Origin of the sequence: Trichocoleus sp. FACHB-90 (genome assembly GCF_014695505.1) — a bacterium.
Lineage (GTDB): Bacteria > Cyanobacteriota > Cyanobacteriia > Cyanobacteriales > FACHB-T130 > Funiculus > Funiculus sociatus.
Genome location: NZ_JACJOK010000040.1, coordinates 75,834 through 89,235 on the forward strand (window position 1 = coordinate 75,834; position 13,402 = coordinate 89,235).

Below are 13,402 nucleotides of genomic sequence, written 5' to 3' on the forward strand. Positions count from 1 at the left end.
AATGGCTAATGGCTAATGGATATTGAACAATTAGCAATACTTTAACTAACAACTAACAACTAAAGATGACTATTCGACGTCCGTACAGTCTGCCTAACTGCACGCTAATCCTAGAAGGGTTGAGCGATAGCACATCCGGTCAGGTGGATGCCCGACCATTAATGTCTATCCTGGTTAATGCTGAGTGCCGTTTTGCTGGTCAGGAGAAGCCGTTAACCGGGGGACGCGACTTTTTTGAAAGTTTGGTGATTGCAGTGAGTAACTATGCACAAGAATTTTTGAGTGGGGTTCCTCACTGGCACAACCTTCAGGACAAGCCGACAACAGTGCAGTTGCATAGAGTTAATGACCATCTGCACAGGTTAAGTGTTGAGATGCCAGGAAGTGCTGGCGACTCGAACACAGCAGGTGTCTCAACTCCTAACTCGGCAAGGCAAGTAGATTTGACCACGGTGCAGCTGTTTGATTTGGTGGATGCGGTAGATCAGTTCTTGGCGGATAGCAGGACACTACCAGACATAAACCTGTCAATTGCGCCTGTTCCTAAGCGGTATGCTAAGGCGGAAGTGCCAGTGGCACAACGCGCGGCACCAGCAGCAGTAGGGGTATCGATTTTGGGGGTGGCAGCGATCGCATTCTTTGTGATACCGCCTCCCAACGTCGAGCCACCTAAAGATCCCTCCCTCCAGTCGAATGCCAGCGCCACAACGCCTGCTAGTCCCTTAGCTTCGCAGAAGCCCACTATAAGTCCGACACCAGTAAGCGCTGATGCGACTAATCTGGAATCTCTGCTGACATCAGTGCCAGAAATTACCGATCCTACCCAGCTGCGGGCTTTGGAACGGAGACTGTATGACAAAATTGCCCAGACGTGGTCTGGCAAGCGCCGCCGATTTAGCGAACAGTTAATTTATCGCGTCGGCGTGGGACAAGATGGAGCGATTGTCGGTTATAAACCAGTCAATGTAGCAGCACGCGATCGCGCTTCTGACACGCCACTGCCAGAATTGCTTTACATCCCAGCCGGAGGAAGCACGACAAGCAGCGATCCTATCGGTCAGTTCAAAGTTGTGTTTACCAGAACAGGCGTTCTGCAAGTCAGTCCTTGGCGTGGCTACACAGGCGAACCCAGCTTAGGGCCACAAATTACCGATCCGACCCAACTGGAGAGTTTAAAAACTCAGCTAGAAAGTCAAATCAACGGCAACTGGAAGAAAGAAAGTGTCGCCTTTCCGCGTAACTTAGTCTATCGAGTTGCTGTGAACAAAGACGGCGCGATCGCTGACTACGAACCGTACAATCAGCCTGGCTATGATTATGTCAAGCAAACTCCGCTCCCTAACTTAGTCAACCCCAACCAAAGCGCCGCAACCCTCACCCAAGAACCTCTGGCCCAATTCCAGGTGGTATTTAAACCCAACGGTATCGTTGAAGTGGAACAATTTCGAGAATAGGGGCTGGAGGCTGGGAACTGGGGACTGGTGACTAGGGGCTGGGGGCTACGAGTTAGGGGCTGGGTAAGAGTCCTTCCAATCCCCAATTCCCAATCCCCAATCCCCAATCCCCAATCCCCAATCCCTACTTCTTTGGCTTCTTCACCTTGAAATAAGCCTCTAAAACTTGTCGTACCATCGGGGCTGCCACCTTGCCGCCGCCGCCGCCAGAGTGTTCTGCAAAGGCAACAACCAAAATAGTCGGCTTGTCCGCAGGCCCATAGGCACCAAACCAAGCATGAGACAATCCCGGTGGAGCCTCTGCTGTACCACTCTTACCCGCAATTGGGGGAAGTTCTGGCACATTCACTCCTTTACCAGTGCCGCTAGTTACCACCTGCCGCAGTCCTTGACGTAGTACCCGCAGCGTTTCGGGTTTCATGTTCAAAGATTTTCGCCAATTTTTGGACTCTTCATTATCCTTGAGGACGTGAGGCTTAACCCGATAACCACCATTAGCAGGAACGGCAAACATCACAGCAACTTGTAGCGGTGTCGTTTGCAAGAACCCCTGACCGATAGACATATTCACCGTGTCTCCAATTGTCCATTCCTGCTTTAATCGCTTCTGCTTCCAGGTATCATCCGCAACCAGTCCCGGTAATTCTTCTGTCCCTAACTCAATCCCGGTTTTTTCACCAAAGCCATACTGCCGAGTCCAGTCAATCAAGGTTGGGCCGCCTATACCTTTGCCAATCTGGTAAAAGAAGGTATCGCTACTCATGGCAAGTGCGCCGACAAATCCCAATGGGCCAAATCCGGCATGGTTCCATTCACCAAACCGAATCCCGCCAACGGTTAGGTAAGGATAGGTTGCCAATACTGTATTTGGAGAATACTTGCCCGATTCGATAGCAGCAGTAGCCGTGACAATCTTGAAGGTACTTGCTGGGGGAAAGACTCGTAAAGCGCGGTTAACGAAGGGGTTGCCCCTACTTTGCACTTTCTTCCACGTCTCAGGCGTGATCCGCTTAGAGAAAACATTGGGGTCGAAGGCTGGGCGGCTGACCATCGCCAAGATAGCACCATTGTTCGGGTCCATTGCTACGATCGCGCCTTTGCGATCGCCTAGCGCCTTCTCAGCTGCCTTCTGAACATCCAGATCCAGCGTTAACTGCACATCCTTCCCAGCTTTGGCTTTTTTCTGCCCCAAAATCCGCTGTACATGACCCGCACCATCCACCTCAACCTGCTGGCCGCCCCATTCTCCTCGCAGCTCTTTCTCAAAAGCCGCCTCCACGCCCATCTGACCAATCACATCACCCAGGCGATAGCCTTCATCTCTGCGCCCTTGCAGTTCTTCATCGTTCATTTCACCCGTGTAGCCTAAGATGTGAGCGGCTACTTCCTTGTTGGGGTAGTTCCGTACCCCTTCAATATCCACCTCTACCCCCTGTAGTGTGCTTCTGTACTCTTCTAGGGCTGTGATTTGTGCCGGATTGATGTCGCGGGCAATCCGTAGCAGTGAGGTAGAGTTATAGCCTGCTTTTTCCACCTGCTTTTGAATTTCGCTCTCAGGAATATTTAAAAGCTCGGAGAGCCTCTTGCGGCTCTCAGTCCACGGTTTCTCTTTTTGGGCAATAGGCCACAGAAAAACTGAGTGAGACAGTCGGCTACTTGCCAAGATTCTACCCTTGCGGTCGAAAATCGTTCCCCGTGCTGGCTGTTTGGGAATCAGACGAATCCGGTTGTTTTCTGCCAGGGCGCGATTGCGATCGCCCTCAACCATCTGCAAATACACCAAACGAGAGCCAATTCCACCCGCTAAGAGCGTGGTAACGAACAGCATAATAATGACAGACTGAAATTGTCTGCCCACAGAACGGGTGGTTGATTGACGCCCAATTGAGGAAGGCTGGATTAAGGTCATAGCAGCAAGATGTCAGTTTATTAACTTTAAAAGGGAAACGAATGAATTATTGTAGTTTGGAGTAGTTTCCAGTAGCGATCGCCTCTACATAGTTTATCGCCACGCCTTACTAAACGAGACGGCGCAGGCGGGCAAAAGGCGACAAGGGAGAATTTTTTTCACTCACACTCAATCCCCTCCTCCCCTCCCTAATCCCCACTACCCGGTGAGCAGAATAGCAAAATTTGAATCTAATAGCTGATCGGCATGGCGCGACAGCTAAAATAAACCAAAGTCATAGCTCTATTTTCAATTGAGCATCCCTAATCAAAGCCTTCACAAAACTGCAAACTCTGTGGAACCTCGCTGCTGGGAAACATTACTATGTCTCAAACTTCTGTCAAAGAACAACGCTCTCCGGAGACTACAGATGAACTGGATGTCGAACTCCGCAAGGTTTTTAAGGTATTCAATGGAGAAACAGCAGTTCGTGGAGTTGACTTAGACATCCACCGGGGAGAATTTTTTAGTATTCTCGGCCCCTCTGGCTGTGGAAAAACTACAACCTTGCGCTTAATGGCTGGGTTTGAGACTCCCTCGGCGGGAGAGGTGCTGATTCAGGGACAGTCAATGAATCACGTACCGCCCTACCGTCGTCCGGTGAACACTGTTTTTCAAAGCTATGCCCTGTTTAGCCATTTGAATGTTTGGGAAAATATCGCCTTTGGGTTGCGGATTAAAAAGCTGTCAAAAGCAGAAATTGCCGACCGCGTTCAAGAAGCTCTCAAGCTAGTAAAAATGGAATCCTACGCTAACCGTTACCCAGGACAAATGTCTGGCGGACAGCAGCAACGAGTAGCTTTAGCGCGGGCGTTGGTGAATCGTCCGGCGGTGATTTTGCTGGATGAACCTTTGGGCGCACTCGATTTGAAGCTGCGTAAACAAATGCAGGTGGAGTTGTCCAATTTACATCAAGACTTGGGCTTAACTTTTGTAATGGTGACGCACGACCAAGAGGAGGCGTTGAGCCTTTCTGACCGGATTGCTGTGATGCGCGGGGGTAAGGTTGAGCAAATTGGCAGCCCTAGCGAAATTTACGAGTGTCCCCGGACACCGTTTGTGGCAGATTTCATTGGCGATACAAATCTGTTTGAGGGGCGCATCGAAGCGTCTGATTATTCGACCATCAATATTGTGACTAACAGTGGACAGAAGATTGTAGTGCAGCCTCCTGAGCCTTGGAATACCAGTGGTACGCATCAGGAGGTTGTGGTAAGCGTGCGTCCAGAGAAGATTCAGCTAAGTCTGTATCCTCCAGCTAGTCTGGGCAATTGCTTTGAAGGGCGGCTGAAGCACATGATGTACATGGGAACTCACGTTCATTATGTGGTGGAATTATTGTCAGGCGATTGCTTGACGGTAAGGCAACCGAACACAGTAGGAGCCGAAGTTGCCCTCAACACTCCTGTTTATGCCCACTGGTCTACTACAGATTGTTTGGCAATGAATGCAGTAATTAAAAATTAAAAATTGCTTCATTCCCGTTTCTTTATTGTTCCTTTTTGCTATTAACTCCTGTGCCTCCAACTGCTCTACCAAAATTTCCAAGGCAACTAAAACCTTTTTGGAAAATGTTTTCGACACATGGATCTTTAAAGCGAGTGATTGCCAAGGCTTTTAAAATCCAGAATCCGAAATTACGCGATTTGGGAAGAATTAATCTCCCCAAAAATCGCTTCAAAATCCAAATTCAAAATGGTATAACACGACGGAAATTTTTACAGACCTCGGCTGCTGCTAGCCTCGGACTAGGCTTGTCCGGTTGCGGCTGGACGCTTGCCAAAGTGCGCTCAGCACCAGCTAATTCAGAAGGTTCCAGCAAGTTGTTGTATATCTACACTTGGGCTGGTTACACAGATGATAATTTGCTAAATCGCTTTACTAAGGAGACGGGAATCAAGGTCATTGCAGATGTCTTTGATTCCAACGAAGCGATGTTAGCCAGACTTCAGGCGTTGGGAGGTGGGGAATATAGCATTATTTACCCATCTGACTATACGGTGAGGAAGATGGTGGATTTGGGTTTGCTCAAGGAATTAGAGCGATCGCGTTTAGTTGGTCTAGATCGGCTTGTTCCCCGATTCCAGAATCCAATTTATGACCCAGGAAACCGTTACAGCATACCTTTGAGCTGGGGAACAACGGGACTGATTTACAATACACAGAAGTTGAAGCAGCCACCTGAAGATTGGAACTATCTCTGGGACAACAAGCAGACACTCTCAAATCGAATGACGTTACTTTCTGATGTTCGGGAAGTGATGGGTGCTGTCTTGAAAATGATGGGATATCCTTACAACTCAACAGACCCTCAGCAGATTAAACAGGCCTATGAAAAATTAGTAATTCTGAAACCTGCGATCGCTTCCTTCACGACTGATGCTTGGAAAACTCAAATTTTAACAAATGATTTGCTCCTAGCCATGTGTTTTTCGGCAGATGCTAATGAAGTCATCCCAGAAAACAAAAACTTAGAATATGTAATTCCCAAAAGTGGTTCTTCACTGTGGACGGATACGTTAGTAATTCCCGTCACAGCGCCCAATCCAGAAGGCGCTTATGCCTGGATGAACTTTTTGTTACAACCCGATGTTGCCGCCCAAATTTGCGAACGCTTAAGCTTCGCAACACCCAATCAAGCTGCTATCGACCTCTTACCAGAAGAAGTCCGCAATAATCCGATTTTGTTTCCCCCAGAATCGCGGCTAGAAAATTGCGAAGGTGTAGCACCTATTGGAAAAGTTGCCGAAGTTTATGAAGCCTACTGGACTCGATTAACAAGTGCGTAACCAATTTTATATTTTGGATTAAAGAGTTATTAGTCTAGTCAGGCACGTTGTACTTCTGATATAGCAATCCCAACTCATTAATGAACTTATTTCTTTCCTGCTCCGGTTGCGCCTCGGCGGTTCCTTTAAAAGTATAGGATTGCTATAGTATTTGGTTTTAACAGTGCAATGCTTAAATTTATAAAAATCTAAAATCCAAAATATTATTTCACTATTCAATCCAAAATCCAAAATCAGATTGTGTCTACCCCAACTTCCCCTTCTTCTATCCCCAATCCCACTCCATCTGATGGAGTTCCGGAATCGCCAGTTCTGATGGGCAGCAAAACACGCCCAGGCTTAAATTGGTTGGAACCAGTGGCGTTGCTTTTGCCATCTGGTATCTGGTTAGCTTTGTTGCTGGTGCTGCCAACTTTGGTGATTTTTGAGCTGAGTTTAGTCCCAGGAATTCGACCAGGGGATGTCGTTAATCCCAGCGGCCTTGATAATTATGCTTTAGTATTTCAGCCAGTTTACTTGCAGGTGATAGCGCGATCGCTATTCTTTGCCTTTGGCACTACAATAGTTTGTCTTTTGCTAGGATTCCCCGTTGCCTACTGGATTGGTCAAATGGCACCCCCAAAGTGGCGAAACCTCCTGCTATTGGGCTTTGTCTTACCTTTGTGGACATCATCGCTGCTGCGTTCCTACGCCTGGATTACGATTTTGCGTCCTACGGGTGTTCTCAACACGGTGTTAACTACTTTAGGGCTACCTGCTTTGGAGTTGCTTAACCAAAGTTCAGCAGTTTTTATTGGCATGGGTTACAGCTTTTTGCCCTACATGGTTTTGATTCTCTACGCTTCTGTAGAAAAACTCGATCGCCGTTTGTTGGAAGCATCTGCTGATTTAGGCGCGAATCCGATTGAAACTTTTTGGAAGGTAACTGTCCCCCAAACTATGCCAGGAATTGCCGCTGGTTCTTTGCTGGTATTTATTAGCACTTTGGGAGATTTTGTAGATCCGGAATTGCTGGGCGGTGCTTCTAGTATGACGGTATCTCGCTTAATTTATAACCAGTTTTTAGGCGCAACTCAAAACTGGGGATTTGGCTCGTCTTTGAGTATGGTGTTGATTTTTGCGGTGAGTATAGCGATCGCGCTTCTCATCAAATACGGCAATCCTACATCACAAAAGTAAGGCGAATTTATCGGTACGTTAGTAATTTCCCTTAACGCACCTTTAGTTTAATTAAATAACTCTAAAATTTTCGCCATTGGTACTAGACAACTATTGGTTTAATTGGTATATTTATATAATGGGAATCTGTGCGCTCATATATAGTAATTTTTTAAGTTTGGTAATAAGTAATTGGTTAGTAAGCCCTAACTAATAAACTGTAAAAAGTATGCGATCGCTTGCGGTAGCAGCAGAAAATAAACCGCGTTAGATTCGCCATGCGCGATCGCGCCCTAGCTGCTCCTTCCAGCTAATTACTCTTTCCTTATTTCTGATGGCTATAAGAATTAGAGTGTTTTTTATATTTAACGAGTACAGCGATCGCTATACTGATAAACTTTCCCTATTGTAATTAATTTAATTTATAGAGTTCTAGCTTATGGCATATAGTGATTTTACAACCTTAACTAAAGTCAGAGAAGCCTTTGGGTTAACCGTAGAAGAATCTATTGATTTATTTACTGGTACTCCAGAAATTTTGCCAAGTTCTTATCTTCAGACCACATTAAATGAGAATGTCTTTTTAGCAACTGCAATTAATACAGAAAAGGCGCGTGCGGAGTTAATTATTGCCCCGGTTTTATTAGAGGTTAGGCGAATACTTAATTTTCAAATCGGGTTTTTCTCTGGCTCCGAGTTTAATGTCGATTTGCAGGCAGGTTTGAGCGGATATTGCGATTATATTCTTACTGCTTCAAAAGAATCCTATGAAATTCGGACTCCAGTTGTAACCTTGACAGAGGCTAAAAATGAAAGTATTAAATCTGGCTTAGGACAGTGTATTGCTGAAATGTTTGCAGCCCAATTATTTAATCAACGAAATGCAGACCCAATCGAAAGTATCTATGGAGCCGTAACTACGGGAACGGATTGGAAGTTTCTTAAGTTGACTGATAAAACCATCTGGATTGATAAAAGAGACTATTTTATTAATGAAATAAGTCAGATTTTAGGAATTTTAACAGCACCATTTAAAGCTCTTCATTCTATAAAGAATTGAGGGATTGACTACCTTGGGTATCTTAAGGTGGATCTAATGTATCTTATGCGAAGGGTGAGCGTATTTTTGGCAATGAATATGCTAAGGGCGCTCGCCCTTCGACCTCTTAACTTTTTTTGTTATCCCAATCTCATCACTAGAGCCGTAGGGAATATCTGTTAACTGTTTTTCTACTATCAGGTCATAGACAATATCTGCACCTTTCTTAATACTTTCTGTTAAGACACCAATACCAACATCTAACTGAGGTTTAACCTCATCACGAGGGATCGCTTTTCCAGATGGTAATATGTCAGATTCAAACTCTCTAACAGAGATGTGCTGTCCTCGGTTGAAACAAGCAGCATATTGAGAGGCGCGGAATTCATGAACAAATGGACATCGATATAATTTGTATATAAGCGCGGCATATGTAAACTTGGTAAGTACAGCATCTATATCCTTGATCATTTGTTCGCGAGGAATAGTGTTGTGTTTATGGCAGTTTATATATAAATCCTTAAGTTGATCAATTGTAGGATCGCAGTAAACTCTATGGGATTCATTCTGCTTTCTGTTGTTGACCCATTTATTTTGAATTTCTTGCCTGAAAGGTTCCTCAATTTTATCTATTTTCAAAAAGTAATTCAGGAAAGGGGTACTCACACGATCTAAATACTTCTCTGCCTTTACATTCAGCAAAAAAGAGACAAATCTTTGTTGGTTGCGGATTGTTTCTGTTGTTGGTGTGCTGAGTGCCTGCCATACAGACGATAAACCATCGAGAGCGGCAACGCCTACCACGTAAGCTTCAACAGAAAGATTTTGAAAAGGGTTAAACTCTGGAGAAGGCATATCTAGGATATTTCCTCTTATGATTACCTCACTGTTAATTAATTTCTCACAAAGCAAAGCTCTGTAGTAATAAAAATTTTTAACACGCTCGGCAAAATCTCTAACTTGGTTACTATCCATAACTAGCTGTAGTTTCATTAAACCTATTGTATTATAGTGTATTACATATGCTTTCTTCTTACAATCATCTTTCTTCCGCATCGGTAGAAGGAAGCTAGAAATTATCCTTGATAAACACATTGAAAGCGATCGCATAACTCAAACAGACTAAAACGCGATCGCTAAGCAACAGCATATCCTGTGTACTGCCTCACATCTGGTGGATGAAACCCCAAAACTATTTTATCTTTAGGAATTCCCGCAGCAACCAGTTCCTGAGTTACGCCATCTTCTGTATCATCTCGTTGCACCCAAACCTTGCCCTCAATAATATCAAGATGAACAAGACCTCCATGAACACGCCTTGCCGCATCCCAACCGAGAGTAATCAATAAATAGCTATCAGCTACTTCATCAAAAACTGCTTTACAAGTAAGTTCTCCATGCGCGTATGGAATTTTAGTGTAGGGTTCAAGAACACTCTTAATAATCTTTCGATAGTTCTCTAAGGTATCCATTGCACAATTACCTCCTTCTGAGCTTCAAATACGATTAGGTTCAGATTTTCATCAGCAATCAAGAGTTGACCAATTGGTTCCTCAAAAAGAGAGTTAAACGTTATGTCGCGAACTGCCAGATATAAAATCCAATTTGGATTGGTTTGACGCATTACAGCCCGGTAAAGAACAAACTGACCGACTGCATTTTTAAGGTCTTCCAATTCGGAAGCACCGACAAAGCTCTTGATCTCTACTGCAATTTTGCGTTCCTCCCGTTCTGCTGCCAAAAGTTGCCGTGCGCCAAGATCGACATACATATCCTTTTTGCCCCATCGCAAATGAAACGGATCATGAGAAATTGTCCAACCATCTTTGACGAGTGCATTCTTCACAGCATCGTGATAGATGTCTAGGGCAGGCATAGGCAACCTATGGATAGAGCTTACAGTCCCCTATTCTAAAGTTACCTTGGTTTATTGAGTGTTTATAGGGCTTAAATCTTGTTACTTCAAGGCGCGATACCTTGGGTAAGCTTCCCTAACGCAAAGTGGATGTAGGTGAGCGATCGCATAACTCAAACAAACTAAAACGCGATCGCCCTTTCTTCACTCCTGACAATCTCCATTAGGTCATAGCGAAGTTAAGTCAAGTTGTTAAATTTAAGCAATCATCAGATTAATTAGGTAGGGTGGGCAAAAGCCCACCACAACCTTTGAGAATTAATAAATTGAGTTTAACATCGCACATCAGCCTCAATTAATTTGAGCGCGATCGCTTTTTCTACCTCACTGAACCCGGAAGATTAGCAGCAGGAGACACTTGCAAAATTCGCCCGTCTAACTTGCGAACCACATCCCCCACTGGCACTAATGGTTGTTTACCATTTGTATAAATCACCGCTGTTAATGCCCCTACCTGATTGCGGCGAAAAGCCGCTACATCCATCCGCACAGGCTGCTGTTGCAGCTTAAGAGCCAAGCTCATGCCGGAGGAGGCATTCCCCAGGCTATTCAGTTCTGGAAGCGATTTGTATTCCACAACCTCTAGTCCCTGGTATCCTTTTAGTCTTTCCCGCAGTAGGCTCAACATTTTTTGCTGTGCTTCCGGGTTCTGCATTTCTTGCAGACTAGCATCAAATTTTGCCCGATCCGGCTCTGAGGGCATATTTCCCGTGAATCCCAAGACGATTTGGAAGTTCTCTTGATTGACAAAAGCAAAGAAATTCTCCGGCTTGATGTTCGCCTGAGTCAGCTGTTGTCTAAGAACTTCTAAATTTGAGGCAATAGCAGCTGCTACTTCTGGCGGTAATTCTTGGAAGCCAGCAGGCAAATCTTCCAGCGTCAATTTTATATTAGACGACGCTGGCGCTGGAGTAGGCGCTTGAGCAGGTGCTTCTTGGGCTGGTTCTGGGATAGGCGCTTGGGCAATAGTAGCAATCGAAGCACCAAACCAAAGGGTGCTGGTCAACAAACATAAACTCAAAGGATTTTTGGGCATTTGCTCTCACTTGGTTGATCCTTATTTATCAGGATAGACAGCCAAAAGCGATCTAGACGATGCTCCAGATCCCGTTTCACCAGATTGCTGGCAACGGTTGCTATGAAATATCTTGCCCCAAGCCCTCAGTCTTCCATTACCTATTTCTTGCCTCTTATATTTTGCCTTTTATCGTTATGCCTTTTAGCTTCTAGCCCCTAATAAACTAAACCGCCCTTATACTTATTACCTTTAGCCGTAAAATCTTAAAATAATTTAAAATTCGTCTCTGCCTCGATTCCACATCTATCCCAAACCCCCAAAGTTATTATGCCCATCGGCTACCTCGCCCTAGTCCTCCACGCTCACCTGCCCTTCGTCCGCCATCCTGAAAGTGACTATGTTCTGGAAGAAGAGTGGCTGTTTGAGGCCATCACCGAAACCTATATTCCTCTGCTGCACGTATTTGAGGGCTTAAAGCGGGACGGCATTGACTTCAAAATCACCATGAGTATGACACCGCCTTTGGTGTCAATGCTACGCGATCCTCTGCTACAAGAGCGCTACGACGAACACTTAGCCCAACTGGAAGAACTAGCTCAACTAGAAGTTGAGCATAACAAGAATAACGGTCATATCCGCTACCTCGCGGAACACTACACGAGTGAATTTCACACCATTCGTCAGACATGGGAACGCCACGACCGGGACTTAGTGACGGCGTTTAAACAATTCTTAGATAGTAACAACTTGGAAATCATCACCTGCGGCGCAACTCACGGGTATATGCCGCTGATGAAGATGTATCCCCAAGCAGTCTGGGCGCAAATTCAGGTAGCGGTAGAACACTACGAGCAAACCTTTGGCCGTCCTCCCAAAGGGATTTGGTTGCCAGAATGCGCCTACTATGAAGGATTAGAGCGGATGTTAGCCGATGCGGGCTTGCGCTACTTCCTCACTGATGGGCATGGCATTCTCTACGCCCGTCCTCGCCCCCGCTTTGGCTCCTACGCCCCCATCTTTACAGAAACCGGAGTTGCTGCCTTCGGTCGAGATCATGAGTCTTCCCAGCAGGTTTGGTCTTCGGAAGTAGGCTATCCCGGTGCGGCGGAATATCGGGAATTTTACAAGGATTTGGGCTGGGAAGCAGAATATGAATACATCAAGCCCTACATCATGCCCAATGGCCAGCGGAAGAATACGGGCATCAAATATCACAAGATTACCGGGCGTGGTTTAGGGTTGGGCGATAAGCAACTTTATGACCCTTACTGGGCGCGGGAAAAGGCTGCTGAACACGCCGCCAACTTTACGTATAATCGGGAGCGGCAAGTTGAACACTTGCACCACATTATGGAGCGTCCGCCAATTATCGTCTCGCCCTACGATGCAGAGTTATTTGGCCACTGGTGGTATGAAGGCCCCTGGTTTATAGATTATCTGTTCCGCAAGTCTTGGTATGACCAAAGTACGTATCAGATGACGCATTTGGCAGATTATTTACGCGCCAACCCGACGCAGCAAGTCTGTCGTCCTTCTCAGTCGAGTTGGGGTTACAAAGGTTTCCATGAGTATTGGTTGAATGAGACTAATGCTTGGATTTATCCGCATTTGCACAAAGCAGCAGAACGGATGATTGAGTTAGGACGGCGAGAACCTGCTGATGAACTGGAGTGGAAAGCGCTGAATCAAGCGGCGCGAGAATTGCTGCTGGCGCAATCTTCTGACTGGGCGTTTATTATGCGTACTGGGACGATGGTACCGTATGCGGTGCGAAGAACGCGATCGCATCTCATGCGCTTCAACAAGCTCTACGATGACATCAACATCGGTAAAATCGACAGCGGGTGGTTAGAAAAAGTCGAGGAAATTGACAACATCTTCCCCGAAATTAACTATCGAGTTTATCGTCCCTTGTAATACAGATACCCCCAACCCCCCGAATTCCGGGCAGGGTGGTTTCAATGTCAACAGAGAAAAATGAGGATGGGTTGATAAACCATATTCAACCATCAACCCATGACCCTCATAGATCAATTAAAAACCATTGCAGACCCCCGTAGTCCAAGAGGAAAACGGCATCC

Annotated in this window: 11 protein-coding genes; 6 read left to right on the forward strand and 5 right to left on the reverse strand. The window is 45.7% G+C overall.

What is annotated here, in order from left to right; translation table 11 throughout:
* Positions 1-65 precede the first annotated feature (65 nt).
* On the forward strand, positions 66-1,454 hold the full coding sequence (locus H6F74_RS11775) for a DUF4335 domain-containing protein (protein ID WP_190441019.1): 1,389 nt from the start codon (positions 66-68) through the stop codon (positions 1,452-1,454).
* A gap of 124 nt (positions 1,455-1,578) precedes the next feature.
* Here the strand turns inward: H6F74_RS11775 and mrdA are convergent, their stop codons facing one another.
* On the reverse strand, positions 1,579-3,363 hold the full coding sequence (mrdA, locus tag H6F74_RS11780; protein WP_190441021.1) for a penicillin-binding protein 2: 1,785 nt from the start codon (positions 3,361-3,363) through the stop codon (positions 1,579-1,581).
* A 363-nt stretch (positions 3,364-3,726) separates the two neighbouring features.
* Here mrdA and H6F74_RS11785 point away from each other — a divergent pair, with 363 nt between their 5' ends.
* From H6F74_RS11785 to H6F74_RS11800, 4 genes are all read left to right on the forward strand, one after another.
* Positions 3,727-4,869 (forward strand): ABC transporter ATP-binding protein, encoded by a 1,143-nt coding sequence (locus H6F74_RS11785; protein ID WP_190441024.1) that lies wholly within the window; start codon positions 3,727-3,729, stop codon positions 4,867-4,869.
* A gap of 104 nt (positions 4,870-4,973) precedes the next feature.
* On the forward strand, positions 4,974-6,191 hold the full coding sequence (locus tag H6F74_RS11790) for an extracellular solute-binding protein (protein ID WP_190441026.1): 1,218 nt from the start codon (positions 4,974-4,976) through the stop codon (positions 6,189-6,191).
* A 315-nt stretch (positions 6,192-6,506) separates the two neighbouring features.
* On the forward strand, positions 6,507-7,370 hold the full coding sequence (locus H6F74_RS11795) for an ABC transporter permease (RefSeq protein ID WP_190441057.1): 864 nt from the start codon (positions 6,507-6,509) through the stop codon (positions 7,368-7,370).
* A 418-nt stretch (positions 7,371-7,788) separates the two neighbouring features.
* Entirely contained in the window at positions 7,789-8,409 is a 621-nt protein-coding gene (locus H6F74_RS11800; protein WP_190441029.1) for a hypothetical protein, read from the forward strand.
* Positions 8,410-8,490: 81 nt separating this feature from the next.
* Here H6F74_RS11800 and H6F74_RS11805 read toward each other — a convergent pair whose 3' ends face one another.
* The 4 genes from H6F74_RS11805 to H6F74_RS11820 form a co-directional block, all read right to left on the reverse strand.
* Positions 8,491-9,444 (reverse strand): hypothetical protein, encoded by a 954-nt coding sequence (locus H6F74_RS11805; RefSeq protein WP_190441032.1) that lies wholly within the window; start codon positions 9,442-9,444, stop codon positions 8,491-8,493.
* Between the two features lie 80 nt (positions 9,445-9,524).
* Entirely contained in the window at positions 9,525-9,860 is a 336-nt protein-coding gene (locus H6F74_RS11810) for a XisI protein (RefSeq protein ID WP_190441035.1), read from the reverse strand.
* Positions 9,848-10,264: an element excision factor XisH family protein gene (locus H6F74_RS11815; RefSeq protein WP_190441037.1), complete on the reverse strand. Its 417-nt coding sequence runs from the start codon at positions 10,262-10,264 to the stop codon at positions 9,848-9,850. Before H6F74_RS11815 ends, H6F74_RS11810 begins: the two co-directional genes overlap by 13 nt.
* A gap of 358 nt (positions 10,265-10,622) precedes the next feature.
* Entirely contained in the window at positions 10,623-11,339 is a 717-nt protein-coding gene (locus tag H6F74_RS11820) for a hypothetical protein (protein WP_190441039.1), read from the reverse strand.
* A gap of 309 nt (positions 11,340-11,648) precedes the next feature.
* Here H6F74_RS11820 and H6F74_RS11825 point away from each other — a divergent pair, with 309 nt between their 5' ends.
* On the forward strand, positions 11,649-13,238 hold the full coding sequence (locus tag H6F74_RS11825; RefSeq protein WP_190441041.1) for a glycoside hydrolase family 57 protein: 1,590 nt from the start codon (positions 11,649-11,651) through the stop codon (positions 13,236-13,238).
* Positions 13,239-13,402 lie beyond the last annotated feature (164 nt).

Excerpts from the sequence above, each read along its gene's own strand:
- H6F74_RS11775 (WP_190441019.1), top strand. The coding sequence starts at position 66 with ATGACTATTCGACGTCCGTACAGTCTGCCTAACTGCACGCTAATCCTA.
- mrdA (WP_190441021.1), bottom strand. The coding sequence starts at position 3,363 with ATGACCTTAATCCAGCCTTCCTCAATTGGGCGTCAATCAACCACCCGT.
- H6F74_RS11785 (WP_190441024.1), top strand. The coding sequence starts at position 3,727 with ATGTCTCAAACTTCTGTCAAAGAACAACGCTCTCCGGAGACTACAGAT.
- H6F74_RS11790 (WP_190441026.1), top strand. The coding sequence starts at position 4,974 with ATGTTTTCGACACATGGATCTTTAAAGCGAGTGATTGCCAAGGCTTTT.
- H6F74_RS11795 (WP_190441057.1), top strand. The coding sequence starts at position 6,507 with ATGGGCAGCAAAACACGCCCAGGCTTAAATTGGTTGGAACCAGTGGCG.
- H6F74_RS11800 (WP_190441029.1), top strand. The coding sequence starts at position 7,789 with ATGGCATATAGTGATTTTACAACCTTAACTAAAGTCAGAGAAGCCTTT.
- H6F74_RS11805 (WP_190441032.1), bottom strand. The coding sequence starts at position 9,444 with ATGCGGAAGAAAGATGATTGTAAGAAGAAAGCATATGTAATACACTAT.
- H6F74_RS11810 (WP_190441035.1), bottom strand. The coding sequence starts at position 9,860 with ATGGATACCTTAGAGAACTATCGAAAGATTATTAAGAGTGTTCTTGAA.
- H6F74_RS11815 (WP_190441037.1), bottom strand. The coding sequence starts at position 10,264 with ATGCCTGCCCTAGACATCTATCACGATGCTGTGAAGAATGCACTCGTC.
- H6F74_RS11820 (WP_190441039.1), bottom strand. The coding sequence starts at position 11,339 with ATGCCCAAAAATCCTTTGAGTTTATGTTTGTTGACCAGCACCCTTTGG.
- H6F74_RS11825 (WP_190441041.1), top strand. The coding sequence starts at position 11,649 with ATGCCCATCGGCTACCTCGCCCTAGTCCTCCACGCTCACCTGCCCTTC.